The sequence below is a fragment of the Paenirhizobium selenitireducens ATCC BAA-1503 genome (genome assembly GCF_000518785.1).
GTDB lineage: Bacteria > Pseudomonadota > Alphaproteobacteria > Rhizobiales > Rhizobiaceae > Allorhizobium > Allorhizobium selenitireducens.
Genome location: NZ_JAEG01000001.1, coordinates 575,961 through 600,041 on the forward strand (window position 1 = coordinate 575,961; position 24,081 = coordinate 600,041).

The window sequence follows — 24,081 nt, forward strand, 5'->3', positions numbered from 1 at the left end:
GCCAAGGCGGTCGGCGCGGCGGGGCGGCGGAAAAACCCGGATGGAGACCCAATGACCCAGGTTCGGCGTATCGACGGAGAAAGGACCAGTCTGGCGCTCGCGGCAATCCTGTCGAGCCAGACCTTCGCGCGATCCGAGAGATTGCGGACCTTTCTCAAATTCGTCGTCGAGCACGAACAGCTCGGTCTTGCGCACCAGCTCAAGGGCTACACGATCGGCATGGACGTGTTCAGCCGCGATGGCGCGCTAGATCCCGGCGTGGATGCGCTGGTTCGGGTACAGGCCGGCAAGCTCCGGCGGCTGCTCAATCTCTATTACGCCGACGAGGGGCGCAACGACCCGGTGCGGATCCGCATCCCGCTCGGCGGCTATGTTCCGGTCTACGAATTGGCGACGGAATCGCGCCGCACGCTCGACGCCGTCTTGCCTTCCCTTTCCGCGGCGGACAAGAACGGGGCGGACGCGATCCGCATCGACATGGAGCCCGGCGGCAGCGATCCGGGCGCGGCCAATCGGCCGGCTCACGCCCCGGACCGGCAAATGCATGCCCTTCCGCAGATCTTTATCGTCATCACCTCCGGCAGCGACTGGCGGGCAAAGACCTTCGACAATGCGGTGAGGATTTCGGAGGCGCGGCTCTGCGGCTTCAAGCTGGCGCCGCAGCAGCCCCCCCTGCCGCAGGAGGCCGGCTGCCTCGACTTCCTGCTGCGACTGGATTCCTCGGCCCGCAGCGGTCCGCTCAGCGCACGTCTCGCGCATCCCGCGACCGGTCAGGCCGTCACCCGCCAGTCGCGTTCGGCCAGCGACACCGCGGACAGCCGCCAGATTGCCGCCTTTGCCAATCTTTTCGTCGCCGAGACGATGACACTGTGTGGCGAGGTCTACGCCTTCTGCCGCCGCCATCATCTCTCCTCCGCGCTGATGGATTGCCTCGAGGCAACCTACCAGTACAAGCTCGAGAACTCGCATGACGCCTATCTCGAAGCGAGCCGTCACCAGCAGCGCCTCGCCCACCCCCACCGCCTGCCGGCCTTCATCACCGAACTGTCCGACCTGCTTGCCCTGACAACGCGCCGATCCTGACGGAGCGGGCGGCGCAGCGCACGGATTTGCCAAACCCGATCAAGCCGAATAATCTAGTTTTCTCTATCTATTGCAGCGCAACCTGAAATAAGCTGAGGGAGATCGGCGCGCAGATGAGCGCGGCAGATCGCCGCTTGGGACGGAGCGGTGAATTCGCAGACTTGATGCAACGCTGGACGCGGGGGAGGTCATGGCGGACGGATCGAAAATTCTGCAGAGCGATAGCAAACGGTCAGACGGCGTGATGAACGACGCCGAATTCCTGCCCGACATCCCCCTGCCCCGCGACCTGCCCGCCGAACCGGTCGCCATCGCCGACATGGCGGAATTGTTTGGCGTCACTCACCGCACCCTGCACTTCTACGAGGAAAAGGGCCTGATCAAGGCCCGGCGCATTGGCTTGATGCGCGTCTACACCCGCGCCGACATCGCCCGCATGGCGCTGATCACCGCGTGCCGCGAGGTGGGCATGCCGGTCGCAGTGATCCAGGAACTGATGGAGACGCTGAAATCGGCGCGGTCGCGCGAGCATGCCGATGGGCTGTTCGAGGAAGCCCTGCTCGCCCGAAAGCGCGAACTGACCGCCGGCCTTTCGACCATCCATCGGCAGTTGCAGCAACTCAGTTCGCTGCTGTCGCACGACACGCTGGATGTGCAGGCGGAACGCGCCGTGCTGCGCAAGTCGATCCCGCTGACCGACCTCGAACGTCGCTGTCTCGAACTGATGGCCGAAGGCTATGCATCGCTGCGCGTCGCCCGCGCGCTCGCCTTGACCAGTTCGGAGGTTGCCGCGCTGGAGACGACGATCATCGCCAAGCTCGATGCGCACAACCGCTTCCAGGCGGTCGCCAAGGCGGTCCTGCTGGGCATCGTCGCATCCTGACGAGGCACTTGAATTTCGTCAAAGATGACAGAGATTTAACGGGACAACCGGGCTGGACGGCATTAGCGACTGGAGGAAAGAAACAAACAGATGGTCCTCCCAATGCCCACCTTCCTCGCCCGCTACGCCACGCCCTTCACAACCGGCCTTTTCCTCGTCTCGCTGATTTCCGGTATTGCCCTGTTCTTCCACTTCGGCACCTCCGCTTTCCGCGAGATGCACGAATGGCTCAGCATGGTGCTCATCCTGCCCTTCGTCCTTCACGTCTGGAAGAACTGGCGACCGTTCCTGATGTACTTCAAGCGAGCGCCGATGGCGATCGCGCTCGGCCTGTCGCTCGCCGCCGGCCTTGCCATGGCTTGGCCGGCCCTGACCGGCGAAACCTCCGTTTCGCCGCAGGTCGCCATGATCGAACTCGTCGCCAACGGCACGCCGGCCCAGGTCGCACCACTTTACAACCAGACCGAAGAGGCCTTCATCGCAGCCTTGAAGGAAAAGGGTTTCACCGCGGCTGAAACCGGCAAATCGCTGGTCGACATCGCCACCGCGTCCGGCAAGGGCGAGCGCGACGTCGTCATGACCCTGACCGCTCTGAAGCAGTAAGGTCCACGGCAGGCGCTCACCGGACGATGGTGAGCGTCTCCGCCGCGCGGGTCACCGCGGTATAAAGCCAGCGTTCGCGGGTATCGCGAAAGGCCCAGCTCTCGTCGAACAGCACGACGTCGTTCCACTGCGAACCTTGAGCCTTGTGCACGGTCAGTGCGTAGCCATAGTCGAATTCGTCATAGCGCTTGCGCGTGGCCCACGGGATCTCCGCATCCACGTCCTCGAAGGCGGCCTTCAAAAGCTTGATCTTGGCCGCGCCGCGATCCATGTCGTCGTCTTCCGGCTTGATCAAAAGGTTGATGCCGGGCTTCACCGTCTCGCGCGAAGAAGTCATCACCTGCCACAGCGAGCCGTTGAGCAGCCCCTTCACCTGATCGTTCCTCAGGCACACCAGCTTGTCGCCGGCCTGCGGATAATCGACGGTAAAGCCTTTGAGCTCGCGCAGGCGCTTGTTGTAGCGCCGCCGCGTCTTGTTGGTGCCGACCAGCACCTGATCGGCACCGAGCACCAGATCCTGCGTCACCTCGTTCTTGGAGATCACCTTGGCGGTGCCGTAGTCGCCATACATGATCTCCTTGCCCTCGCGCACATGCATGGCGAGCTGGATGATCGGATTGTCCCGCGCCTGGCGATGGATGTCGGTGAGCAGATAATCCGGCTCCTGGTCGGTAAAGAACCCGCCGCCCGAGACCGGCGGCAGCTGGCCCGGATCGCCGAGCACCAGGATCGGCGTGCCGAAGCTCATCAGGTCGCGGCCCAGCTGCTCGTCGACCATCGAGCATTCGTCGATGACGATCAGCGCGGCCTTGGCCAGCGGGCTCTGCCGGTTGATGGAGAACATCGGCGCGATCGAGGTGCGGCCCGTCTCCTCATCCTCCACGGCTTCCTCGCCGCGCGGCCGGTAGATCAGCGAATGGATGGTCCGGGCATTGGTCGCGCCGCGCGAGCGCAACACCTGCGCCGCCTTGCCGGTGAAGGCCGCAAACAGCACCTCGCCATCGACATTTTCGGCAAAATGCCGGGCAAGCGTGGTCTTGCCCGTGCCGGCATAACCGAACAGGCGAAACACCGGCTGCTTGCCCTCCTTCAGCCATTTGGCAACGGCTTTCAGGGCTTCGTCCTGCTGGGGTGCGAACTGCATGTCTGGTGCTTGGCAGGATTCCCCAGGCTTGGCAAGGCGAAGGCCGGCGCTCAGCCCGACCGTCCAAGGGTTTGCGACGGCGTCTCCCCATAGAGCTCGGCATAGTAGGCTGAGAACCGCCCGAGATGCCAGAAGCCCCATTTCATCGCCACCTCGGAAACCCCGACGCCGGAGCCTCTCAGGGCCAGCAGTTCGCGCCGCGCGCCGTCCAGCCGCCTCTGCCGCAACCAGGCTCCCGGACCAATCCCGACCGTCTCGACGAAGGCGAACCGCAGGAGTTCGGCCGGCACCGCGAGCCGCTTGGCCAGCGCCGTAACCGACATCGGTTCGTTGGGCTGATCCTCGACGATCTCGCGGGCTCGCCGGTAAAGGGCATAGTCATGTATCGACGGCGTCCTGCCAGTGCCCTCGCGCCGCATGATGGCCGCATAGAGAAAGCTCAGCTTGTCGCAGATCAGCTCCGGCAGAAAGCGGGCAAGATCGTCGCCGGGACAGCCCGCCTCGGTTGCAAAGGCCGCCATCAGCGTGAGGAACCAGCCCATCACCGCTTCCGCCTCGGGAAGCTTCTGCGCCGTCGTCACCGAGCTCTGCGGCGCGGCCATGTCGCCGAGCTTGGCCGCATCCACCATGGTGATCAGCACGTCGCTTCCCTCGTCCAGCGCGGCATGCACCTCATGCCCGCCCTTGAGTACGGAAACCTCTGAGGAACCGAGCGAAACGGCGTTGACGCGCCAGGCGTTGCGCTGTGCCAGCGAATGCAGGAAGACAAGGCTTCCCTCCGGCGGACAGGTGGCCTCCTCGACCGCGACATCGACCCGTTCGCGCGAGATCGACACCCCGTCGAACTGCAGCGTCTGCAAGGCGCCCTGGTAGCGACCTGGCCGCAACTGCGAGTAGCGTTGGCTCCAGCCGGCGAGACCGCCTTCCTGTTCGGAGGCGTCGGCAAAAAGGGCATTGGTTACGCGAAACTCGGACATGGCGGGCGGTCCTTCGGGCGGATAACCGGCACAATTGAAAGCGCATGCCGCCAAATAGTCAATCCGAATTTCTGCCCAATATTTAAGCTTAACGATTTCCGAAACTGGATAGCAGGATGCGACAATGAGCCGCTAGCATTGCCAGAGTTCAACATGGAGACCATGCCGTGGCAACGCTGAGCCGACTAGCCCTGGGCGCCCTGTGCGCCGCCGCAACCCTCCCCGCATTTGCCCATGCTGAGGAGTTCACGCCCGAAACCGTGACGCTGAAGGAAACCATCGATCCCGGCCCGAATGTCTTCGTCTATCAGCAGGAACTGAAGGGCGCCGGCTCGATCGCCGTGTTCAGCAAGGACGACCTCGCCTTCAAGGGCTTCATGACCGCCGGCGTCATGGGCCAGATGCTGATCGGCGCCGACGGCAAGACCGCCTACGGCCAGTCCAACTACATGAAGCGCCTGACGCACGGCCCCAATGAACAGGTCCTCGAGATCTACGACATCGCCAAGCTCTCGGCGACGCGCGAAGTGATCCTGCCGCCCAAGGCGACCCAGGCGCTCGGCTACGTGCCGATGCTGCAGCAGACGGCGACCGGCAAGTTCCTGCTCGTGCAGAACGCGACGCCGGCCACCTCGGTCACCATCGTCGACCTCGCCGCAGGTGCCGTGACCGAGGAAATCCCGACACCGGGCTGCTACGGCATCTATCCGTCCGCCTCCGGTGACAAGTTCGCAACCGCCTGCGGCGACGGCACCTTCGTCAGCTTCACGCTCGGCGCGGACGGCAAGATGGCGGAGAAGCTCGCCGGGGAAAAGGCCTTCGACGTGGATGCCGATCCGGTCTTCATCACCGCCGCCCCCTATGACGGCGGCTATGTCTTCGTCACCTATGGCGGCAAGGCGATCGTGCTGAAGGACGCCGACGGCCCGCTGAAGACGGTCGAGACCATCGCCCTCAACGACGGCATCGAAGGCAATTGGGCGCCGGGCGGCTATGAACTGGTTGCCGTCAATGCCAAGACCGGCGTGCTGTTCATCACCATGCATCCGGACGCCAAGGACGGCAGCCACAAGGCCGCCGCACACGAAATCTGGGCCTATGACCTGAAGGCCAAGAAGCTGCTGTCGCGTTCGCCCGTCGAGCACATCGTCTCGATCGCGGTGAGCCCGGACGACAAGCCCGTCCTGTTCGGCACGACCGAGACTGGCTCGCTGCTGCGCTTCGAAACCGATCCGGCCGCAGGATATGCACTGAAAGCCGCCGGCGAAGCCGGTCTCACCGGCTTCCCGCTCGTCGTACAGGTGGTCGAATGACTGAGCCCCTCGTCCCGCCGCTGGTCGCGGCCACCGCAACGGTCTTCATGGCACTGCTCTTTGCCCGCGCGGCCCTGCACAAGGTGTTCGATTTCACCGCCTTCACCGGCTTCCTCGCGGACTATGAACTCGTGCCCGAAAGCGCCGTGCGGCCCGTCGCGATCCTCGTCGCCCTCGCCGAACTGGCAGTGATCCTGACGGCGATCGTCCCGGCGCTGCATGTTGTCAGCGCCGTGCTCGCGGCCGGCCTGCTGCTTGGCTATGCCACCGCCATGGCGATCAACCTCAGGCGTGGCCGCGACCGCATCGAATGCGGCTGCGGCGGCGCGGTCCAGCCGCTCGCCTGGACGCTGGTCTGGCGCAACGCCGCGCTCGCCGCCTTCGCCCTCGTCGGCGCGGGATCGAGCGCCAGCGGCTTCGGCGTGACCGAGAGCGCCGCCGTCATCATCGGCGGGCTCACCTTCTTCACCGCCTATCTGCTGGCCGACCAGATCCTGGCCAATGCCGCCTTCATTCGCCTGAAACGCTAACGCCCAACCACGGAAAGTACAGTTCGATGAATGTCATGGTTTTTTCTCTGGCCTTGCTCTGGGTGGTCGTCCTCTTTCTGATCGTCGCCCTCTTTGCCCTTTCCCGGCAGATCGGCATCCTGTTCGAGCGCATCACACCGCTCGGCGCGCTGGTCAACGACAGCGGCCCGAAGGTCGGGGAGCCGACCCCGCTGTTCAAACTGCCGAGCCTCACCGGCGGCGAGGTATTCGTCGGTCCGCGTCCCGGCCGCTCAACGCTCATCTTCTTCCTCTCGCCCACCTGCCCGATCTGCAAGAAATTGCTGCCGATCCTGCGCTCGGTGCGGCAGGCGGAAAAGGAATGGATCGACGTGGTGCTCGCCAGCGACGGCGACGTCGAGAAGCACAAGCGCTTCATCCAGAACGCCGATCTCGCCTCCTTCCCTTACGTGAACTCGACCGAGCTCGGCCTTGCCTACCGCGTCTCGCGCCTGCCCTTCGCGGTCCTGCTCGATGAAAAGGGCATCATCCGCTCCAAGGGGCTGATCAACAGCCGCGAACAGCTCGAAAGCCTCTTCAACGCCAAGGAACTCGGCGTCGAGTCCATCCAGGGCTACCTGGACGGCTACGCCGCCTCCCGCAGCTGATTTCAGAAAGGAACGAAACCCGTGCTCTCTCTCATCGACAAGTTCACCGACTGGATGGACCGCCTGGCCGAAACCGGCAGCCGCCGCGTGGCCCAGTCGAGCGGCCGCCGCTCCTTCCTCGCCCGCTCCGGCGCAGTCCTGGTCGGCGGTGCCCTGCTCCCGGTCCTGCCGTTTGACCGCACCTTTGGCCAGGCAACCGCCTGGGCGGCGGAAGAAGGCGACGCCTCCACCTGCGAATACTGGCGCTACTGCGCGCTGGACGGCAACCTCTGCAATTCCTGCGGCGGCTCGCTCACCCAGTGCCCGCCCGGCTCGGAAATCTCCAAGGTCTCCTGGGTCGGCACCTGCACCAATCCAATGGACGGCAAGGACTATCTGGTTTCCTACAACGACTGCTGCGGCAAGGCGATCTGCGACAACAGCCCCTTCTGCAACACCAACGAGCGCGAGCGCCCCGGCTATCGCATGGGCCTGCACAACGACATCAACTGGTGCATGGCCAACGCCTCGCAGGGTTATCACTGCACCGTCGCCGCCCTGGTGGGTCTCGCCGAATGAGACTGACTGCCGCAATCATCCTGCTGGCGGGCCTCGGCTCGCCGGCAGCAGCACTCGCCGAAGACGGAGCCGCCCTGTTCGAGGCCTCCTGTTCCGCCTGCCACCAGTCCGGCGGGATCGGCACGCCGGGCATCGCTCCGCCGCTCAACGACCCGGCGCTGTGGCAGCGCCTCGGTGCCAAAGCCCCGGACTATGTCGCGGGCGTCATGATCTCGGGACTTTCGGGCACCATCACCGCCGGCGGCCAGATGTATGCCGGACTGATCATGCCGTCCCATGCCGCGATCTCCGACGCGGACCTGGCGGCGATCGGCACCTATATCCTCTCGAAGGTCAACGCGACCGGCCTTGCGCTGGACACGGCCCATCTCGAAGCCGCACGCCAGGCCAAGCCCTCGCATGCCGACCTGCGCAAGCTCCGCAAGGGATCAACGCAATGACGAAACGCCTCGCTCCCGCAATCGCCCTCGCCACCCTGCTCTCGGCCTCGCTCGGGTGGTCGCCCGCCGCCCGTGGCGAGAGCGCGGGGCCTCTTTCGGCCCGGGCAAACTACATCCTGCGCTGCACCGGTTGTCATGGTCTCGAAGGCGCCGGCAGCGAGATCGGCGGAATCCCCGATTTTCGCGGCTATGTCGGCGCCTTCTCGCGCACCGAGGACGGCCGCGCCTATCTCATGCATGTGCCCGGCGTGGTGAACTCCAGCCTCACCAATACGGAGATCGCCGCGGTGATGAACTACGTCATGCAGACCTTCGGCGGAAAATCCCTGCCGGCCGACTTCAAGCCGTTCACGGTGGAGGAAGTCGATGCGTTGCGCACCCATCCGGTCGAGGACGTCGTCGCCTACCGTCGCGACGTGGTGAAGGCGCTGACGGCCGCAGGCATCGCCACCGCCGGCTATCCCTGGCCGTAGTTTTGCGGCCGATAAAATATCTTTTGCCCGGGCGGGAATAAAACTGCCCCTTGCGATGTCCAATGCACAGGCAAGCCCAGAACGGCGCCTGCCGCAAACCTCTTCGGAGAAGACATCCATGAGAAACCGCATTCTCCTCACCATCGCGCTCGCCGCCTTTGCCGGCTCCGCGCTCGCCGCCCCGGTCAAGACCGTCAAGAGCGACAAGGGCCAGGTCGTCGCCGCCGACAACGGCATGACCCTCTACACCTTCAAGAACGACAAGAAGGGCGTTTCCAACTGCTATGACGACTGTGCCAAGAACTGGCCGCCCTTCATCGCCGCTTCCGGCGTCCAGGCCGAAGGTGCATATTCGCTGGTGACCCGCAAGGACGGCGCCATGCAATGGGCCAAGGACGGCAAGCCGCTCTACTTCTGGGTCAAGGACATGAAGGAAGGCGACGCCACCGGCGACGGCGTGAAAGGTGTCTGGGATGCCGCAAGGCCCTGACGGCGATAGCCGGAAGCCGGGGAGCTCCTCCCCCGGCTCCGGCCCGTTCGAAAACGACGTGCTCGCGCTGCTGCCGCAGCTCAGGCGCTATTCGCGCAGCCTTGCCCGCTCGGAAGCCGAAGGCGACGACCTCTTGCAGGATTGCGTCGAGAAGGCGCTGGTCAACCGGCGTCACTGGCGCGGCGTCAACCTCAAGGCCTGGACCTATGCGATCATGACCAATCTCTACCGCAACCGCTATCGCCGCAACGCGCGCCATCCCGCCGTCAGCATCGATGAGGCGGTCGATCTGCCGGCGGCAGAGATCCACGGCGACCCGCTCGAGCGCGACCGGCTGGTGGCGGCCCTCGACAGCCTGCCCGAAGAGAACCGCGCCGTGCTGATGCTGGTCACCGTCGAGGGCTACGGCTATCAGGAGGTGGCCGACATGCTCGATCTGCCGATCGGCACCGTCATGTCCCGCCTGTCGCGCGCCCGACAGCGCCTGCGCGATCAACTGAACGACAGCAACATCATCTCGTTGCGGAGACCGCGATGACCGACCAGAATACCCCCGTCAGCGAAAACGACCTGCATGCCTATGTCGACGGCTTTCTCGATCCGGATCGGCGGCGTGAGGTCGAGGCCTGGCTGGACGCCAATCCGGACGCCGCCGCGATGGTCGCCGACTGGCGGCAGCAGAACGCGGACATCCGCAGCCTCTTTGCCGGCCGCGCCGAGGCACGGGCGGAAGATGCCGTCCTTGTTTCCAAGGCGGGAGATCGGGCGGAGCGCGGGTCTGCCCGCAACCTTCGGCCGCTCTGGCAGGTCGCCGCCGCCGTGATGCTCTTCGTCGGCGGCGCGATTGCCGGCCAGTTGGCGCCGCCCTTTTTCACCGGCGAACCGCAACCGGCACTGCAGGCCATCGCCGCCCTGCCCGACCAGTCACGCTCGGCCTTCCTGATCTATGCCAGCGACGTCCGTCATCCGGTCGAGGTCGGCGCCGACGAGCAGCAGCATCTCGCCGCCTGGCTCGGCAAGCGGCTCGACACGCCCTTGCGCATCCCCGATCTCACGGCCGTCGGCCTGAAACTCGTCGGCGGTCGGCTGGTGCCCGTCAGCGGCAAGGCCGGCGCGCTGCTGATGTACGAGGACGATGCCGGCGAACGGGTCACCGTTCTGCTCGGCCGCAACGAGGAGAACCGCGAGACCAGCTTCCGCTACGCCAGCGACGCGGGTCTCGAGACCTTCTACTGGATCGACGGCCCGATCGGTTATGCCGTGACCGGCGAGATCTCGCGCGCAAGGCTGCAGCAGGTGGCCGACGAGTGTTACCGGCAGTTCGAAACCTGACGGCAGGCGGGCCGGAACGCGCCCGGCCCGGCAAGCTCGGATCCCGCCCGCTCAGCCGGCGACCGCCAGCTCGACCGCCGCCGACGTGCCGCCGCCCTGCGTGCCCGCCACGACGACGACCGGAAGCTTGCCCGGCCTCTCCAGGTCCTCGGACGACAAGGTGACGACCAGCAGACCGGCATTCTTGAACACGCTGTCCCGCGTCTTGTCACCAACCTTGACCGTGGACTTGGCATCGAAGCCGCTGCCTTCCACCTTGAGCGTCAGGTCCGGGTCGTGCACCTTCTTGGCGGCGGGATCGAGCCTGTCGATCTTCGGTCGCGCCACCGGCGGCTTCTCGGCCGTGCGGAACACCGCCTTGAAAATCTCTTCCAGCTTGTCGGAGGCCTCCTTGGCGAACATGCCAGCCAGCGCGCCGAGTGCGGCAAAGCCGAAGGGATTGGCCGTATCCATCACGGCGCCGCTGTCGCTGAGCGAGGCCGAGAACAGCCCGCCGCGCACCACCAAGTAGAGGAACAGCGCGAGCCCCATGCCGATCGGCACCTTCATCAGGTACCACCAGGTCCAGCTCGGTTCGTAGCGGCCGAGGCCGTGGAAATTGGCGTAGGTGCGCGCCGCCGAAACGGCACTGCCAAGCGCACCCGAGACGAGCACGATCATCAGCAGCCGGACCTCGACCTGATCGGTGAAGTTCCACAGCGACCGGATCTCCGGCACCGTCTTGCCCGGCGGCGTGAACGGGCTCGGCCAGATCGCCACCAGCAGGCAGGTGAGAAGGATCGGCAGGATCAGCAGATAGACGCCGAGCGTCCGCTCGCGCCGCTTCTCCGTCGCCAGCGCCGCGTTGGTTTCCGCATCCAGGCTCTGCGCCTGTTGATTGCTTCCCGTCGGATTCGTCGTGTCCCCAGCCATCCCGTCCCCCGGGTTGCATCGCCCGCACCCGATAGGAACGATACTCCAAGGCGGAACAAATGCAACCGATCCGCGAGAACGCCTTTAGGATGAACGCAGCGGATCGTTGGTCAGCAGGATCGGGCTGCCATGCGGCGTGGCCTCCGCCGCGCGTTTCCAGCTTTCCTGCAGCGACAGCACCGTCTCCGGCTCGGCGAGCCCCTTTTCGGCAAGAAGCGTGGTCAGCGCCGAAACCCAGCCGTCGAAATAGTCCGAACCGTCCTCGGCGCGCCCGGGCTGATGCAGTTCCGCCGATAGCGTCACCGCCCATTCGGCCCAGCTGAACAGGCCCCGCTCGTGCAGATGCACGGTCATGGCAAAGGCCTGCGCATGCCACGGCTCGGCAAACACCGGATCGCCCTCCGACGACTTCGGCAGGCCGGGCGACTGGCTCAATGCAGACGGAGTTTCACAGACGCTCAAGATAGCTCTCCCACGCGTCGATCGAAACGCTCAGCGTCGGATCGCTGCCGTCACCCCAGATCTCGGCGGCATCGAACACCACGGTATAGACCCATTGCGGGTTCTCGCCGTTTCCATGGGCATTGTCGTCGGGGAAAACGAAGCTGCCCTGTACCGCCTCGATCCTGCCGACCTTGTCGCGCGCATAGCGCGGCAGGCGCGTATGGGTCTCCGGATGGAAGTTACGGGTCCTGACCCGGTCGCCGGCGGTAAACTTCGGCTCGACATGCAGCGGCCGGTCGCACGGGCCGCCGCGGGCGAGCACGCCGGCCACCATATCGGCCTTCAGGATGCGCATCGGCGCGGCGCCCTGCGTCAGGCTCTTCCCCGAACGAAGCTCGTCGCGCGTGGCAAATCCGTGCCGCTCCAGCAGCGTCTCCAGCGCCCGGATCCAGATCTCGTAATAGCTCGCCGAGAGATAGTCGGCGGGCGGAATGCTTTCGCGCGCGTGGCGGCTCTCGTCGATGTTCCACGCCCCGAAGGCGCCGCAGGACAGCGTCAGGCCGAGCGCGCGCTTCTCCCACGCCGCATGGAAGATCGGCTCGTCCTTTTCCGGCGCGACAGGGCCAAAACCCATCTGCCCGCCGAGATCGTGCGGCCCGTTCACGATACGGCTCCCGGCGCAAGCGCCAGGCCCGTGCCGATCATCGAATCGCGGGTGACGAGGCCGGCCAGCACCGTCTCGTCCAGACCGTCCGTGCCGGCGGGACGCTCGGGCACGACGAGGTAGCGCAGTTCCGCCGTCGAATCCCAGACGCGGATCTGCGTTTCCGGGTTCAGCGTCACGCCGAATTCATCAAGCACGGCGCGCGGATTGATCACAGCGCGCGAACGATAGGCCGGCGCCTTGTACCAGACCGGCGGCAGCCCGAGCACCGCCCACGGGTAACAGGAACAGAGCGTGCAGACGACCATGTTGTGGGTGTCCGGCGTGTTGAACACGGCGCGCATGTGTTCGCCCTGGCGGCCGGTATAGCCGAGGCTGGCAATCGCCGCGGTCGCATCGGCGCGCAGCCATTCGGCGAAGTCCGGATTGGCCCAGGCTTTCGCCACCACCCGCGCCCCGTTGCGCGGCCCGACCCTGGTTTCGTAGGTCTCGACGATGGCGTCGATCGCCGCCGGATCGATCAGCCCCTTTTCAGTCAGCAGGGTTTCCAGCGCCCGCACCCGCGCCTGCATGTCGCCATAGTGGTTGTCGTGGTGATGGTGCCCATGCCCATGGTCGTGTCCGTGGTCATGCCCATGGTCGTGGTCGTGATGATTGTGGCTGTGGTCGGACAAATCGCTCTTCCCCTCTGGCGGCGCCCAGTCTTAAGCACGTCCGGGCCCTTGGCAAGAGCACGGGCGACCGCTAGCGCAGCATCGGCCAGAGGCTGGCGACGAGAAGAACGGCCATGGTGATGTTGAACCATTTGAGCCGCACCGGTACGGAGAGCCATTCGCGCAGCACCGAGCCGAAACCTGCCCAGGTCGAGACGCTCGGCAGGTTCACCGCGGCAAACACCAGTCCGATGACGACCACGCTCCAGACATAGCTGTTCGGATCGACATAGACGGCCATGGCGGTCACGGCCATGACCCAGGCCTTCGGGTTGACCCACTGGAAGGCCGCGGCCCCCAAAAAAGTCATCGGCCGGGTCGAGGCCTTGCCTTCGCCGAGCGTGCGCGAGGAGCCGATCTTCCAGGCGATGTAGACGAGGTAGATGCCGCCGGCGATCTTGAGGCCGGTATAAAGGATCGGCACGGTTGCCAGCAGCGCGCCGAGCCCAAGCCCCACCCCGATCAGAAGAGACAGAAAACCGGCCCCAATGCCCAGCATGTGCGGGATCGTGCGGCGAAAGCCGAAATTCACCCCCGAGGCGAACAGCATCATGTTGTTCGGCCCCGGCGTGATCGAGGTGGCGAAGGCAAAGGTCACAAGGGCGGTCAGCGTCGCCGTATCCAAGGCAGGTCTCCCGAAGAATCTGCGGCACGATAGTCGGCTAGGTTCCGCACCGCCACCGCAGATTTGTCACCATGGCAATCCGCCAAGGATTGAAACCGCCGGACGCTCGACTAAGCTGGAGAACCGCCACCGATGAGGAGTCCCGATGCACGATCCGATCCCGACCGTCCCCCTGCCCTCCGGCATCGACATCCCAGCGCTCGGCCTCGGGACCTGGCAGATGGGCGAGGTGAAGGCCCGGGCCAATGACGAGATCGACAGCCTCAGGCTCGGCCTCGATCTCGGCATGACCCTGATCGACACGGCGGAAATGTATGGCGAGGGCGGCGCCGAACGGATCGTCGGCAAGGCGCTCGAAGACCGTCGCGACGAGGTCTTCCTGGTGAGCAAGGTCTATCCGTGGAACGCCAGCCGCACAGGCACCATCGCCGCCTGCGAGGCGAGCCTGAAACGGCTCGGCACCGACCGCCTCGACCTCTATCTCCTGCACTGGCGCGGAGAACATCCGCTCGAAGACACCGTCGCCGCCTTCGAAGAGTTGAAGGCCGCCGGCAAGATCGGCGCCTGGGGCGTCTCCAATTTTGACACCGCCGACATGGAGGAATTGCTGGCCGTACCGCAAGGCGAGAAATGCGCGGTCAACCAGCTGCTCTACAACCTGTCACGACGCGGCATCGAATACGATCTTCTGCCCTGGTGCCAGAGCCGCGGTATTCCGGTCATGGCCTATTCGCCGATCGAGCAGGGCCGGCTCGTCCACCATCCCGAACTGGTCAGCATTGCCAAGGCCTACCAGGCCACCCCCGCCCAAGTCGCGCTCGCCTTCCTCCTGGAGCGCGACGGCGTGATTGCCATCCCGAAAAGTTCCAACCTCCGGCGCGTGCGCGAAAACCGCGACGCCGTCGACCTCGATATTTCCGACGAGGATTGGGCCGTCCTCGACGCCGTCTTCCCGCCTCCGGCGCGCAAGATGGCGCTCGACATGCTGTAAAGGCGAAGACACCTCCATCTCCCAGCAGGAAGACAGGCATGAGCATTCTCGTCCTCGGCGCCTCCGGTTTCATCGGCCAGGTGGTTTCCCAGACCTTGTGCGACGAGGGCCACGCCGTGACCGGCCTCGGGCGCGATATCGCCCGCGCAAGCGCCCGCCTGCCCGCCATCGCGTGGATTGCCTGCGACCTCGCGCGGCTGCGCCGCGCCGCTGACTGGCAACCCTTGCTGGAGGGCGCAACGGCCGTGGTCAATTGCGCCGGCGCGCTGCAGGACGGCCTTCGCGACGATCTCGCTGCCGTTCAGCGCGACGCCATGCTGGCGCTGCAATCCGCCTGCGCCGAACGCGCCGTGCCGCCGATGATCATACAGATCTCGGCGCCGGAGAATCTGGCCGCCGCCGGCACCCGGTTTATCGACACCAAGCTGGAGGCCGATACCGCCCTTGCCCGGTCGGGCTTGGCCCACGTGATCCTGCGCCCGACCGTGGTCGTCGGCCGCAATGCTTATGGCGGCACGGCGCTGCTGAGGGCAATTGCCTCCACGCCCCTCGTGCTCCCGCTTGTCGATCCGCACAGTCCGCTGAATGCGGTGCATGTGGCCGATGTCGCCCGTGCCGTGGCGGACGCGATCGCCGGCCGCATCCCGAGCGGCAGCGATCTGGTCGTCGCCGGCCGGCCGACGCGCAGCCTGGAGAAGATGGCACGTTTCTATCGCGCCTGGCTCGGCCTGAAGCCCGCACAGGTGTTGCGCCTGCCCGCCATGGCCGCGCGCCCGCTTACCCTCCTCGCCGATCTCGCGGGCCGTCTCGGCTGGCGCTCTCCGCTGCGATCGACGGCCATACGCATCAGCGGTTTCGGCGTTGCACCGGCGGCGGACCGGGAGACCTTGTGGACCTCCGATCCCCTGATCCGCCTGCGTGGCGAACCGGCCGCAGCCCAGGACCTCTGGTTCTCGCGGCTCTACCTGTTGAAACCCCTCGTCATCCTCACCCTTTCGCTGTTCTGGATCACGTCCGGCAGTATCCCGCTCCTGGCCCTGACGCGGACGGCCGGCCTGTTCGGCGCCGGTCTTTCGACGGACACCGCTCTCGCCGTCACCCTTGCGACCTCGCTGCTCGACATTGCCCTCGGGCTCGCCGTCCTCGTGCAACCCTTCGCCCGGCGCGCGCTTCTCGCCATGCTCGCGGTCTCGTTCGCCTATCTGCTTGGCGGCACGATCATCCAGCCCGCGCTCTGGCTCGATCCGCTGGGCCCGCTGGTCAAGATCTTTCCGTCGATCGCGCTGACGCTCTGTGCGCTCGCCATCCTGGAGGAGCGCTGACATGCTGGAGGACCTGCTGCGCCTCGCCCATGTCATCGGCGCAACCGTGCTGTTCGGCACCGGCGCCGGTATCGCCTTCTTCATGCTCATGGCCAACCGGACCCGCGACGCCCGGCTGATCGCCCATGTCTCCGGCACGGTGGTGATCGCCGACACGCTCTTCACCGCCACGGCCGCAATTCTCCAGCCGATCACCGGGGCCTGGCTTGCCCACCTGATCGGCTGGCCGCTGACGACGGGGTGGATCGCCTTGTCGCTCATCCTCTATGTCGTGGTCGGCCTGTTCTGGCTGCCCGTCGTCTGGATCCAGATCCAGTTGCGCGACATGGCCCGGGTCGCGGCGGCGCGAAGCGGCCCCCTGCCGGAGCGCTATCACTGCCTCTACCGCGTCTGGTTCGCCTTCGGCTTTCCCGCATTTCTCTCGATGATCGGCATTCTCTATCTCATGTTGATCAGGCCCGATCCGGTTCTCTAAGCCGTTGACAGAAATGACCCTTCTTGGCACTAGGAATTGACCTGACTGCCGGAGGAAAAGGCCGGCAATTAGGAAAATAGCTAATTAGAGACTTGCGCTCGCGCCGAGCCGGGAAAGAAACGGGGATCCTGACACGTGAAGAAAAGCCGCTCAGTAAAGACCGCGCGGATCGACATGGCGCGGACGACACAGCAGGTTTTCCAAGCGCTGGCCGCCGCGCCGCGCCGCGCGATCCTCCAGCATCTCGCCGCCTCCGGCCTCACCGCCGGCGAAATCTCCTCGCGCTTCGACATGGCAAAACCATCCGTCTCCCAGCACCTCACCATCCTCGAAACCGCCGGCCTGATCAGCCGCGAAAAGCGTGGCCAGTTCGTCCACTATGCCCTCGTGCGCGATATGCTGGACAAGGTGCTCGTCGGTTTCGTCGAGGAGCTTGGCGCGGCCGGATCGCAAACGCCGCCGCCGGCGAAGACAAAGCCTGCCAGGCCCGCAGGTGTCGACAATGCGAAACCCCGCAAGGTTGCAGAGATCGAAACGGAAAATGCCGAGGCTGAAACCGGCGAGGCAAGAGCCAAGCCGGCACCGGCCCAGATGTCGATGTTCTAGGCAGCTATCCCACCATCATTCGTCTTCAACCCAAGCTGACAGACGCAAAGGCGCCCGTCTTGTATCTCCCTTTTCTCCCCATCGGGGAGAAGTGCCGAGCGCCCTTCGACAAGCTCAGGACGAGGCGATGAGGGGGGCGAAGCCACCATCCACGCAATCAAGACCCCGTCATCCGGCGCTACGCGCCACCTTCTCCCCGATCGGGAGAAGACAAACGGACACAACTCGTCCGACAAGATCGACGGCAGAGACCTCCATCTGCGGACGGCATAGGCTCTGCGAAAGCAAAACGGGCGCCTCGTAGGCGCCCGTTCCCGTTTCTCGCGACGTTGCGGCCTATCACATGCCCTGCGGGCCACGGTTCATCGCGGCAATCCCGGTGCGGCAGATCTCGTTCAGGCCGAGCGGCTTCATGATCGCCACGAACTGGTCGATCTTCGACGACTTGCCCGTGATCTCGAAGATGAAGTGCTCGACCGTCGCGTCGATGACCTTGGCCTGGAAGGCGTCGGCCAAACGCAGCGTCTCGGCGCGGGTCTCGCCGGTGCCGGCCACCTTGACCAGCGCCACTTCCCGCTCGACCGGCCGTTCCTGGCCGAGGTCGCGGGCGCGGACCGTGAGATCCACCACCCGGTGAACCGGGATGATCCGCTCGAGCTGCGCCTTGATCTGCTCGAGCACGCTCGGCGTGCCGCGCGTCACCACGGTAATGCGCGACAGATGCGCCTCGTGCTCGGTCTCCGAGACGGTGAGGCTTTCGATGTTGTAGCCGCGGCCGGAAAACAGGCCGATCACCCGGGCGAGCACGCCCGGCTCGTTGTCGACCAGGATCGACAGCGTATGGCTTTCGACGGCGGCGGTTTCCTTGGCGATGAAATAGGCCGAACCGGTGGGCTGCTGATGTGCGTTCATGTCTCTGTTCCTATTTCAATCGTCAAACCAGCTGGCGGCCCTTGGCGTCGATGGCGTTGGCCACCGCTTCGTCGGTCGCCTCGTCGGGCAGCAGCATTTCATTGTGCGCCTTGCCCGACGGGATCATCGGGAAGCAGTTGGCAAGGTTGGCGACTCGGCAGTCGAAGATCACCGGCTTCTTGACGTTGATCATCTCCAGGATGGCGTCGTCGAGATCGTCCGGCTTCTCGCAGCGCAGGCCGACCGCGCCATAGGCATCCGCCAGCTTGACGAAGTCCGGCAGCGCCTCGGTATAGGAGTGCGACAGTCGGTTGCCGTGCAAGAGCTGCTGCCACTGGCGGACCATGCCCATGTACTGGTTGTTGAGGATGAAGATCTTGACCGGCGCTTCATACTGCACGGCGCAGGACATTTCCTGGATGCACATCTGGATCGAGGCATCGCCGGCAATGTCGATGACCAGGCTTTCCGGATGGGCGATCTGCACGCCGATTGCCGCCGGGAAGCCGTAGCCCATGGTGCCGAGACCGCCTGAGGTCATCCAGCGGTTCGGCTCCTCGAAGCCGAAATACTGCGCCGCCCACATCTGGTGCTGGCCGACTTCCGTGGTGATGTAGGTGTCGCGGCCCTGCGTCAGCGCCGACAGCCGCTCGATCGCGTATTGCGGCATGATGACGTCCTTGGACGGCGTGTAGGCGAAGGAATTGCGCGCCCGCCACTTCTCGACGCTCTCCTTCCACTCGGCCGTCTGGGTAGTGTCCGGCTTCTTCGGCAGCGCCCGCCACAGGCGGACCATGTCTTCCAGCACATGGCCGACATCGCCGGTGATCGGCACGTCGACCCGGACGTTCTTGTGGATCGACGACGGATCGATGTCGATGTGGATCTTCTTCGAGTTCGGCGAGAACGCGTTGAGGCGGCCGGTGATACGGTCGTCGAAGCGCGCGCCGATGCAAACCATGACGTCACAGTCATGCATCGCCATGTTGGCCTCGTAGGAACCGTGCATGCCGAGCATGCCGAGCCAGTTCTTGCCCGAGGCCGGATAGGAGCCGAGGCCCATCAGGGTCGAGGTGATCGGGAAATCGGTGAGCTCGACCAGTTCGCGCAGCAGCTTGGAGGCTTCCGGCCCGGAATTGACGACCCCGCCACCCGAATAGATGATCGGCCGACGCGCATTGGCCATCAGCTCGACGGCTGCGCGGATGGCGTTGATGTCGCCCTGCACCTTCGGCTGGTAGCTCTTCTGGATGATGTGGTTGGACGGCGGCGTATAGGTGCCGGTGGCAAACTGCACATCCTTCGGCACGTCGACCAGGACCGGGCCGGGACGGCCGGACTGGGCGATGCGGAAGGCCTCGTGGATGATGCGGGCGAGATCGTTGACGTCCTTGACCAGCCAGTTGTGCTTGGTGCACGGCCGGGTAATGCCAACGGTGTCGCATTCCTGGAAGGCGTCGGAACCGATCAGCGAGGTCGGGACCTGGCCGGAGATGCAGACGAGCGGAACGCTGTCCATCAGCGCGTCCTGCAGCGGCGTCACCGCATTGGTGGCGCCCGGGCCGGAGGTCACCAGCATGACGCCGACCTTGCCGGTGGAGCGGGCATAGCCTTCGGCCGCGTGGCCGGCGCCCTGCTCGTGGCGCACCAGGATGTGCTGGATGTCGTCCTGCTGGAAGATTTCGTCATAGATCGGCAACACGGCGCCGCCGGGATAGCCGAAGATATGCTCGACCCCATTGTCCTTCAGCGCCTTGAGGACGATCTCGGCGCCCGTCATCTGATTGTCTTTGCCCGTCATGCCTCTTCCCGTCTCATTCTGTCTTGCTGGATTGTCTTTGAAGGGGTGCTACCCCGGTTTCGGCCATAAAAAAAGGCCCCTTTGAGGAGCCTGTTTGTCTGCGCATGGGTGGCTGTCGCCGGGTGGTTACACCACCCTGCCCATGCGCTTTCCCACCACAATAAGGATCTGCGAATTGTTCATGGGAAGAAGTGATAGACAGAAATATGGCAGGCGTCAACGCGGACGAGCCTAAAAACCGGACCGAACGCCCGCAGATCGGGCAGATCTGCAAACTTATCGCGTATAATTATACCCCCTGTTAAAGCCTTGGGCATTAGACTGCGGCCCGATCAGGGAGCAGATATTGCGCAACGATGACCTCCAGACATCCGGGCAGGCCGGCGAGCAGGAACGCCGCGACCAAATGGCACGGGGAAACCGTTTCCTCGGCCGCGTCGTCGCCTGCAACGGTTCGCGCGCGACGATTGCGGCAATAGCCGAGGCCGGCGGCACGGATCTGACCGAACTCTGGTCGGTTGGCCGGCTGATCTCGATCACCGTCGGCAAGAACCGCGTCGTGGCGCTCGCCTATTCCATGCAGACCGGCACGAAGAATTGGGGCGAAGGCGAGGACAACACCTTCCTCATCGAGGTCGAACTGCTCGGCGAAGTGCATGTCGGCGACGACGGCAGCGAGCTCTTCTCCACCGGAATCTCGCGCTATCCTTATCTCGGCGCCATTGCCCATCGCATCCGCGCCGCCGACCTGCTGCGCATCTACGATACCCGCAAGGGCGACACCGCGGTGATCGGCAAGCTCACTCAGGACGAGAGCATCGACGCGACGATCCACGTCCCATCCATGCTGTCGAAGCATTTCGCCGTGGTCGGCTCGACCGGCGTGGGCAAATCGACCGCCGTCTCGCTCCTGCTGCGCAAGGCGATCGAGAGCGATCCGAAGCTGCGCGTGCTGATCCTCGACCCGCACAACGAGTTCGCCGCCGCTTTCCCCGAACACGCCGTCGTCATCGACACCGATACGCTGGACCTGCCCTTCTGGCTGATGCGGCTTGAGGAATTCGCCGAAGTCCTGTTCCGCGGCCGCCCGCCGGTCGCCGAAGAACTCGACATCCTGCGCGACCTGATGCCGGAGGCCAAGCGGGCCTTCCGCGGCAATGAGAGCGCGCTGATGCGCCGCTCCGGCGACAAGAGCTCGATCACCGCCGACACCCCGGTGCCCTACCGCATCGCCGATCTTCTGGCGCTGATCGACGAGCGCATCGGCCGGCTCGAGGGACGCGGCGAAAAGCCCATGCTGCGCTCCTTGAAGATGCGCGTCATGGCGGCGATCAACGACCCGCGTTACCATTTCATGTTCTCCAACAACACGATCAGCGACACGATCATGGAGACGATCGCCCATATCTTCCGCATTCCGGGAGACGATCGGCCGATCGCGACCTTCCAGCTCGCCGGCATCCCGTCGGAAGTGGTCAATTCCGTCGCCTCCGTTCTCTGCCGTATGGCCTTCGAGCTGGCGCTCTGGTCGAACGGCGCGATCCACATGCTGGTCGTCTGCGAGGAAGCCCACCGCTACGTACCCGCCGATCCCAATCTCGGCTTCTTTCCGACCCGCCAGGCGATCGCCCGCATCGCCAAGGAAGGTCGTAAATACGGCGTATCGCTCGGCATCATCACCCAGCGCCCCGGCGAGCTCGACCAGACGATCCTGTCGCAGTGCTCTACCCTGTTCGCCATGCGTCTTGCCAACGACCGCGACCAGGAGATCATCCGCTCGGCGATCCCGGATTCGTCGATCTCCACCACCAGTTTCATCTCATCGATCGGCAACGGCGAGGCGATCGCCTTCGGCGAGGCCATTGCCGTGCCGATGCGCATGCGCTTTTCCCGCGTCGACGAAAGCCACCTGCCGAAGGCGAACGGCGTCACCGCCAAGGTCTCCGACGACAGCCCCGACACCGTCGATCTGCGCACCATCGTCAGCCGCATGCGCGCCATTGCCGGCCCCGACATTTCCGCCTTCCAGCAGAGCTTCGATGCAGGCCAGCCCGCAAGCGTCGACGAGGCGGACGAATATGCGCCGGACGGAGCGGCGGATGAACCGCCAAGAGCGGTCACGCCCGAACGCGAGGCAATGCCCAGTCTCGGCCACGATGCGAGCTTCGAGGAGATCCGACGGGCGCTGATGACGCCGCCGCCGCAATCGACCCCGCCGGTCGTCCGCCAGCCGGAGCCGGCATTTCAGCGTCCGTCCGCGCGGCTCGATACCCCGCAGCCCGACGCCACCCATTTCGATAGGCCGCGGCTTGATACCCCGCCCACCGAACCCTACCGCCCGGACATGCTGCCGCGCACCGCACTGTCGGAGGAGCCCGCCCGCTACGGCCGCCGGCTCGATGATCCGTCGGAGACGGTCCGCGACCCCTATGCCACCCGGACCCAGCCGCAACCGCCACTGGACCGGACCGAACCCGCCCCGTCGATCCGGCGCGAACCGGGTTCTTCGCTGCGCGAGAGCATCCTGAAGAAGCCTCTGTCGAGCCTCTACCGCAAGGATTGACGGGCGAGATCGTCTTGACGGTCTTGCTATCGCTTAGGAGCCCGCCCTCGCAGCTGAAGCGGATCTGTCACAAAAAATTCGTGCGATGTCCCCATCATCACACGATGACCCAGCGCTGCCTCCTTATCATTGATCTGCTCAACGACTTTCTGGACCATTGGGATCGCCAGACGGTCGAGGTCCTGGTTTCCAATACGAACAGACTGGCGAGCGCATTCCGAGAACGCCAGTTTCCCGTCATCTGGGTGAAGCAGGAATTCCGTCCCGACCTCAGCGATGCCTTTCTCGAAATGCGTGATCGCCAGGTCAGGATCTGCATCGAGGGAACCCGCGGCGCTCGCCTGCATCCGGACCTGGACTGCAGGTCCGATGACAGTGTGATTGTCAAGAAGCGCTATAGCGCCTTCTTCCGCACCGGTCTCGACGATCTGCTGCTGCAGAGCGACGTGGACGAAATCACCATCTGCGGCATCAACACCCATGCCTGCGTGAGAATGGCGGCAATCGACGCCTACCAGCGCGATATTCGCGTGGTCCTCGCCAAGGAGTGCATCGGTTCCTACGACAACGCGCACGCGCAGATGTCGCTCTCCTACATGGACGGAAAGATAGCCCGCCTGACGCCGGTTGCCGAGATTTTGGCAGGACTGCCCGCAGTAAACGACCTGGGCGCCGCCTTGTCCGCCGAGGTTTAGTTCAATCGTATCCGTTCAGCCGATCCTCTCCCAGCTCTCGTCCATCTGGTTGCGGAACCAGGTCATCTGGCGTTTGGCATATTGCCGGGTGGCGGCCGAGGCCTGATCGACGACCTGATCCGGCGTCATCTCGCCCCGCAGCAGGGCGGCGATCTGCGATACGCCGATCGCCTTCATCGCCGGCATGTCCGGCGAAAGCCCGAGCTTCAGCAGCGCCTCGACCTCCGCGACCGCGCCGTCGTCGAACATCCGCCCGAACCGCCGGTTGATCCGCTCGTGCAACAGCTTGCGGTCCGGCAGCTTGACGATCTTCCTCGCCCGCTGAGGATCGACGATCACCGGCCCGCACCGGCCCTGGAAGTCGGCGATCGACCGGCCGGTCGCCTCCAGCACTTCCAGCGCCCGCACGATGCGTTGTCCATCCTGGCGGCCGAGCCGCACGGCCATGGCCGGATCCCGGCTTTCGAGCTTCCGATAGAGCGCCTCCGCCCCCTCCGCGATCAGTCGCTCACGCAGCCGCGTACGGATTTCCGCCGGAATGGCCGGCATTTCGTCGAGCCCGCCGGTCAGCGCCTTGAAATAGAGCCCGGTCCCGCCGACGATCACCGGCAGCGCGCCCTTTGCCTTGAGATCCGTAACCAGCGCCGCCACCTCCCGCAGCCAGTCGCCGGTCGAATAGGTGGCACCCGCCGGCACATGGCCGTAGAGATGATGCGGCACGCCCTCCATCTCCGCCTCCGAAGGCCGCGCGGTCAGCACCCTCAGCGTGTCGTAGACCTGCATGCTGTCGGCATTGATGACGTGGCCGCCGTGCCGCTTTGCCAGTTCCAGCGCGAGCGCGGACTTGCCGCTGGCGGTCGGCCCGGCTATCAGGATCGCGTCGCTGTCGTTTTCAGGATTTTCCAT

28 protein-coding genes are annotated in these 24,081 nt (G+C 65.0%); 18 read left to right on the top strand and 10 right to left on the bottom strand.

Annotated features, from left to right (window positions below; translation table 11 throughout):
• The first annotated feature begins 51 nt into the window (after window positions 1–51).
• The 3 genes from L867_RS0102845 (at window position 52) to L867_RS0102855 (ending at window position 2,569) form a co-directional block, all read left to right on the top strand.
• On the top strand, window positions 52–1,083 hold the full coding sequence (locus L867_RS0102845; RefSeq protein ID WP_028735482.1) for a hypothetical protein: 1,032 nt from the start codon (window positions 52–54) through the stop codon (window positions 1,081–1,083).
• Window positions 1,084–1,273: 190 nt separating this feature from the next.
• Window positions 1,274–1,966 carry a MerR family transcriptional regulator gene (locus tag L867_RS0102850; RefSeq protein WP_028735483.1) on the top strand — a complete coding sequence of 231 codons (693 nt, stop codon included), beginning with the start codon at window positions 1,274–1,276 and terminating at the stop codon, window positions 1,964–1,966.
• A 90-nt stretch (window positions 1,967–2,056) separates the two neighbouring features.
• Window positions 2,057–2,569 carry a DUF4405 domain-containing protein gene (locus tag L867_RS0102855; RefSeq protein ID WP_232363865.1) on the top strand — a complete coding sequence of 171 codons (513 nt, stop codon included), beginning with the start codon at window positions 2,057–2,059 and terminating at the stop codon, window positions 2,567–2,569.
• A 16-nt stretch (window positions 2,570–2,585) separates the two neighbouring features.
• Here the strand turns inward: L867_RS0102855 and L867_RS0102860 are convergent, their stop codons facing one another.
• Both L867_RS0102860 and L867_RS0102865 read right to left on the bottom strand, forming a co-directional pair.
• Window positions 2,586–3,713, bottom strand: coding sequence for an ATP-dependent DNA helicase (locus L867_RS0102860; RefSeq protein WP_028735485.1), 1,128 nt, complete (start codon window positions 3,711–3,713; stop codon window positions 2,586–2,588).
• A gap of 50 nt (window positions 3,714–3,763) precedes the next feature.
• Window positions 3,764–4,690 (bottom strand): helix-turn-helix domain-containing protein, encoded by a 927-nt coding sequence (locus L867_RS0102865; protein WP_028735486.1) that lies wholly within the window; start codon window positions 4,688–4,690, stop codon window positions 3,764–3,766.
• A gap of 167 nt (window positions 4,691–4,857) precedes the next feature.
• Here L867_RS0102865 and L867_RS24410 point away from each other — a divergent pair, with 167 nt between their 5' ends.
• The 9 genes from L867_RS24410 (at window position 4,858) to L867_RS0102910 (ending at window position 10,452) form a co-directional block, all read left to right on the top strand.
• Complete coding sequence (locus tag L867_RS24410; protein ID WP_051438775.1) at window positions 4,858–6,003, top strand: amine dehydrogenase large subunit; 1,146 nt, start codon at window positions 4,858–4,860, stop codon at window positions 6,001–6,003.
• Window positions 6,000–6,533 (top strand): MauE/DoxX family redox-associated membrane protein, encoded by a 534-nt coding sequence (locus L867_RS24415; protein ID WP_051438776.1) that lies wholly within the window; start codon window positions 6,000–6,002, stop codon window positions 6,531–6,533. Before L867_RS24410 ends, L867_RS24415 begins: the two co-directional genes overlap by 4 nt.
• A 35-nt stretch (window positions 6,534–6,568) precedes the next feature.
• Entirely contained in the window at window positions 6,569–7,159 is a 591-nt protein-coding gene (mauD, locus tag L867_RS24420; RefSeq protein WP_232363866.1) for a methylamine dehydrogenase accessory protein MauD, read from the top strand.
• 21 nt (window positions 7,160–7,180) lie between these two features.
• Window positions 7,181–7,717, top strand: a complete 537-nt coding sequence (locus L867_RS0102885) for a methylamine dehydrogenase light chain (RefSeq protein WP_232363867.1) — start codon at window positions 7,181–7,183, stop codon at window positions 7,715–7,717.
• Window positions 7,714–8,157 carry a c-type cytochrome gene (locus L867_RS24425; RefSeq protein ID WP_051438777.1) on the top strand — a complete coding sequence of 148 codons (444 nt, stop codon included), beginning with the start codon at window positions 7,714–7,716 and terminating at the stop codon, window positions 8,155–8,157. The genes L867_RS0102885 and L867_RS24425 overlap by 4 nt, the downstream gene beginning before the upstream one ends.
• Window positions 8,154–8,630, top strand: a complete 477-nt coding sequence (locus L867_RS0102895; protein ID WP_051438778.1) for a c-type cytochrome — start codon at window positions 8,154–8,156, stop codon at window positions 8,628–8,630. Before L867_RS24425 ends, L867_RS0102895 begins: the two co-directional genes overlap by 4 nt.
• A gap of 118 nt (window positions 8,631–8,748) precedes the next feature.
• Window positions 8,749–9,120 (top strand): COG4315 family predicted lipoprotein, encoded by a 372-nt coding sequence (locus tag L867_RS0102900; protein ID WP_028735489.1) that lies wholly within the window; start codon window positions 8,749–8,751, stop codon window positions 9,118–9,120.
• The gene (locus tag L867_RS0102905) at window positions 9,104–9,658 is read left to right on the top strand and encodes a sigma-70 family RNA polymerase sigma factor (protein WP_028735490.1); all 555 of its coding nucleotides are present in this window, start codon (window positions 9,104–9,106) and stop codon (window positions 9,656–9,658) included. The genes L867_RS0102900 and L867_RS0102905 overlap by 17 nt, the downstream gene beginning before the upstream one ends.
• A complete protein-coding gene (locus L867_RS0102910; protein WP_028735491.1) occupies window positions 9,655–10,452 on the top strand; it encodes an anti-sigma factor family protein in 798 nt (265 codons plus the stop codon). Before L867_RS0102905 ends, L867_RS0102910 begins: the two co-directional genes overlap by 4 nt.
• A gap of 51 nt (window positions 10,453–10,503) precedes the next feature.
• Here the strand turns inward: L867_RS0102910 and L867_RS26290 are convergent, their stop codons facing one another.
• The 5 genes from L867_RS26290 to L867_RS0102935 form a co-directional block, all read right to left on the bottom strand.
• Complete coding sequence (locus L867_RS26290) at window positions 10,504–11,364, bottom strand: hypothetical protein (protein WP_051438779.1); 861 nt, start codon at window positions 11,362–11,364, stop codon at window positions 10,504–10,506.
• Window positions 11,365–11,448: 84 nt separating this feature from the next.
• The gene (locus tag L867_RS0102920; protein ID WP_028735492.1) at window positions 11,449–11,826 is read right to left on the bottom strand and encodes a nitrile hydratase accessory protein; all 378 of its coding nucleotides are present in this window, start codon (window positions 11,824–11,826) and stop codon (window positions 11,449–11,451) included.
• Window positions 11,813–12,472 (bottom strand): nitrile hydratase subunit beta, encoded by a 660-nt coding sequence (nthB, locus tag L867_RS0102925; RefSeq protein ID WP_028735493.1) that lies wholly within the window; start codon window positions 12,470–12,472, stop codon window positions 11,813–11,815. Before nthB ends, L867_RS0102920 begins: the two co-directional genes overlap by 14 nt.
• Complete coding sequence (gene nthA / locus L867_RS0102930) at window positions 12,469–13,146, bottom strand: nitrile hydratase subunit alpha (protein WP_028735494.1); 678 nt, start codon at window positions 13,144–13,146, stop codon at window positions 12,469–12,471. The genes nthB and nthA overlap by 4 nt, the downstream gene beginning before the upstream one ends.
• Window positions 13,147–13,216: 70 nt before the next feature.
• Window positions 13,217–13,810, bottom strand: coding sequence for a LysE family translocator (locus L867_RS0102935; RefSeq protein WP_028735495.1), 594 nt, complete (start codon window positions 13,808–13,810; stop codon window positions 13,217–13,219).
• A 145-nt stretch (window positions 13,811–13,955) separates the two neighbouring features.
• Between L867_RS0102935 and L867_RS0102940 the strand changes: the two genes are divergently transcribed.
• From L867_RS0102940 to L867_RS28190, 4 genes are all read left to right on the top strand, one after another.
• Entirely contained in the window at window positions 13,956–14,801 is an 846-nt protein-coding gene (locus L867_RS0102940) for an aldo/keto reductase (protein WP_028735496.1), read from the top strand.
• Between the two features lie 38 nt (window positions 14,802–14,839).
• The gene (locus tag L867_RS0102945; RefSeq protein ID WP_028735497.1) at window positions 14,840–16,123 is read left to right on the top strand and encodes an SDR family oxidoreductase; all 1,284 of its coding nucleotides are present in this window, start codon (window positions 14,840–14,842) and stop codon (window positions 16,121–16,123) included.
• A 1-nt stretch (window position 16,124) separates the two neighbouring features.
• Entirely contained in the window at window positions 16,125–16,598 is a 474-nt protein-coding gene (locus tag L867_RS0102950; RefSeq protein ID WP_028735498.1) for a DUF2269 family protein, read from the top strand.
• Window positions 16,599–16,733: 135 nt separating this feature from the next.
• Window positions 16,734–17,204, top strand: coding sequence for a metalloregulator ArsR/SmtB family transcription factor (locus tag L867_RS28190; RefSeq protein WP_408605947.1), 471 nt, complete (start codon window positions 16,734–16,736; stop codon window positions 17,202–17,204).
• A 339-nt stretch (window positions 17,205–17,543) separates the two neighbouring features.
• Here the strand turns inward: L867_RS28190 and ilvN are convergent, their stop codons facing one another.
• Both ilvN and L867_RS0102965 read right to left on the bottom strand, forming a co-directional pair.
• Window positions 17,544–18,116: an acetolactate synthase small subunit gene (ilvN, locus tag L867_RS0102960; protein WP_028735499.1), complete on the bottom strand. Its 573-nt coding sequence runs from the start codon at window positions 18,114–18,116 to the stop codon at window positions 17,544–17,546.
• Between the two features lie 22 nt (window positions 18,117–18,138).
• A complete protein-coding gene (locus L867_RS0102965; RefSeq protein ID WP_028735500.1) occupies window positions 18,139–19,917 on the bottom strand; it encodes an acetolactate synthase 3 large subunit in 1,779 nt (592 codons plus the stop codon).
• A 346-nt stretch (window positions 19,918–20,263) separates the two neighbouring features.
• On the opposite strand from L867_RS0102965, the gene L867_RS0102970 reads away from it, so the two are divergent.
• Entirely contained in the window at window positions 20,264–22,480 is a 2,217-nt protein-coding gene (locus L867_RS0102970; protein WP_028735501.1) for an ATP-binding protein, read from the top strand.
• 104 nt (window positions 22,481–22,584) lie between these two features.
• Window positions 22,585–23,175, top strand: coding sequence for a cysteine hydrolase family protein (locus tag L867_RS24440; RefSeq protein WP_051438780.1), 591 nt, complete (start codon window positions 22,585–22,587; stop codon window positions 23,173–23,175).
• A gap of 15 nt (window positions 23,176–23,190) precedes the next feature.
• On the opposite strand, the gene miaA is transcribed toward L867_RS24440, so the two are convergent.
• The gene (gene miaA / locus L867_RS0102980) at window positions 23,191–24,081 is read right to left on the bottom strand and encodes a tRNA (adenosine(37)-N6)-dimethylallyltransferase MiaA (protein WP_028735502.1); all 891 of its coding nucleotides are present in this window, start codon (window positions 24,079–24,081) and stop codon (window positions 23,191–23,193) included.

Excerpts from the sequence above, each read along its gene's own strand:
- L867_RS0102850 (WP_028735483.1), top strand. The coding sequence starts at position 1,274 with ATGGCGGACGGATCGAAAATTCTGCAGAGCGATAGCAAACGGTCAGAC.
- miaA (WP_028735502.1), bottom strand. The coding sequence starts at position 24,081 with ATGGAAAATCCTGAAAACGACAGCGACGCGATCCTGATAGCCGGGCCG.
- L867_RS0102965 (WP_028735500.1), bottom strand. The coding sequence starts at position 19,917 with ATGACGGGCAAAGACAATCAGATGACGGGCGCCGAGATCGTCCTCAAG.
- L867_RS0102910 (WP_028735491.1), top strand. The coding sequence starts at position 9,655 with ATGACCGACCAGAATACCCCCGTCAGCGAAAACGACCTGCATGCCTAT.
- L867_RS0102945 (WP_028735497.1), top strand. The coding sequence starts at position 14,840 with ATGAGCATTCTCGTCCTCGGCGCCTCCGGTTTCATCGGCCAGGTGGTT.
- ilvN (WP_028735499.1), bottom strand. The coding sequence starts at position 18,116 with ATGAACGCACATCAGCAGCCCACCGGTTCGGCCTATTTCATCGCCAAG.
- L867_RS0102860 (WP_028735485.1), bottom strand. The coding sequence starts at position 3,713 with ATGCAGTTCGCACCCCAGCAGGACGAAGCCCTGAAAGCCGTTGCCAAA.
- L867_RS0102900 (WP_028735489.1), top strand. The coding sequence starts at position 8,749 with ATGAGAAACCGCATTCTCCTCACCATCGCGCTCGCCGCCTTTGCCGGC.
- mauD (WP_232363866.1), top strand. The coding sequence starts at position 6,569 with ATGGTTTTTTCTCTGGCCTTGCTCTGGGTGGTCGTCCTCTTTCTGATC.
- L867_RS24425 (WP_051438777.1), top strand. The coding sequence starts at position 7,714 with ATGAGACTGACTGCCGCAATCATCCTGCTGGCGGGCCTCGGCTCGCCG.
- L867_RS26290 (WP_051438779.1), bottom strand. The coding sequence starts at position 11,364 with ATGGCTGGGGACACGACGAATCCGACGGGAAGCAATCAACAGGCGCAG.
- L867_RS24415 (WP_051438776.1), top strand. The coding sequence starts at position 6,000 with ATGACTGAGCCCCTCGTCCCGCCGCTGGTCGCGGCCACCGCAACGGTC.
- L867_RS0102855 (WP_232363865.1), top strand. The coding sequence starts at position 2,057 with ATGGTCCTCCCAATGCCCACCTTCCTCGCCCGCTACGCCACGCCCTTC.
- L867_RS0102905 (WP_028735490.1), top strand. The coding sequence starts at position 9,104 with ATGCCGCAAGGCCCTGACGGCGATAGCCGGAAGCCGGGGAGCTCCTCC.
- L867_RS0102865 (WP_028735486.1), bottom strand. The coding sequence starts at position 4,690 with ATGTCCGAGTTTCGCGTAACCAATGCCCTTTTTGCCGACGCCTCCGAA.
- L867_RS0102940 (WP_028735496.1), top strand. The coding sequence starts at position 13,956 with ATGCACGATCCGATCCCGACCGTCCCCCTGCCCTCCGGCATCGACATC.
- L867_RS0102895 (WP_051438778.1), top strand. The coding sequence starts at position 8,154 with ATGACGAAACGCCTCGCTCCCGCAATCGCCCTCGCCACCCTGCTCTCG.
- L867_RS0102950 (WP_028735498.1), top strand. The coding sequence starts at position 16,125 with ATGCTGGAGGACCTGCTGCGCCTCGCCCATGTCATCGGCGCAACCGTG.
- L867_RS24440 (WP_051438780.1), top strand. The coding sequence starts at position 22,585 with ATGACCCAGCGCTGCCTCCTTATCATTGATCTGCTCAACGACTTTCTG.
- L867_RS0102845 (WP_028735482.1), top strand. The coding sequence starts at position 52 with ATGACCCAGGTTCGGCGTATCGACGGAGAAAGGACCAGTCTGGCGCTC.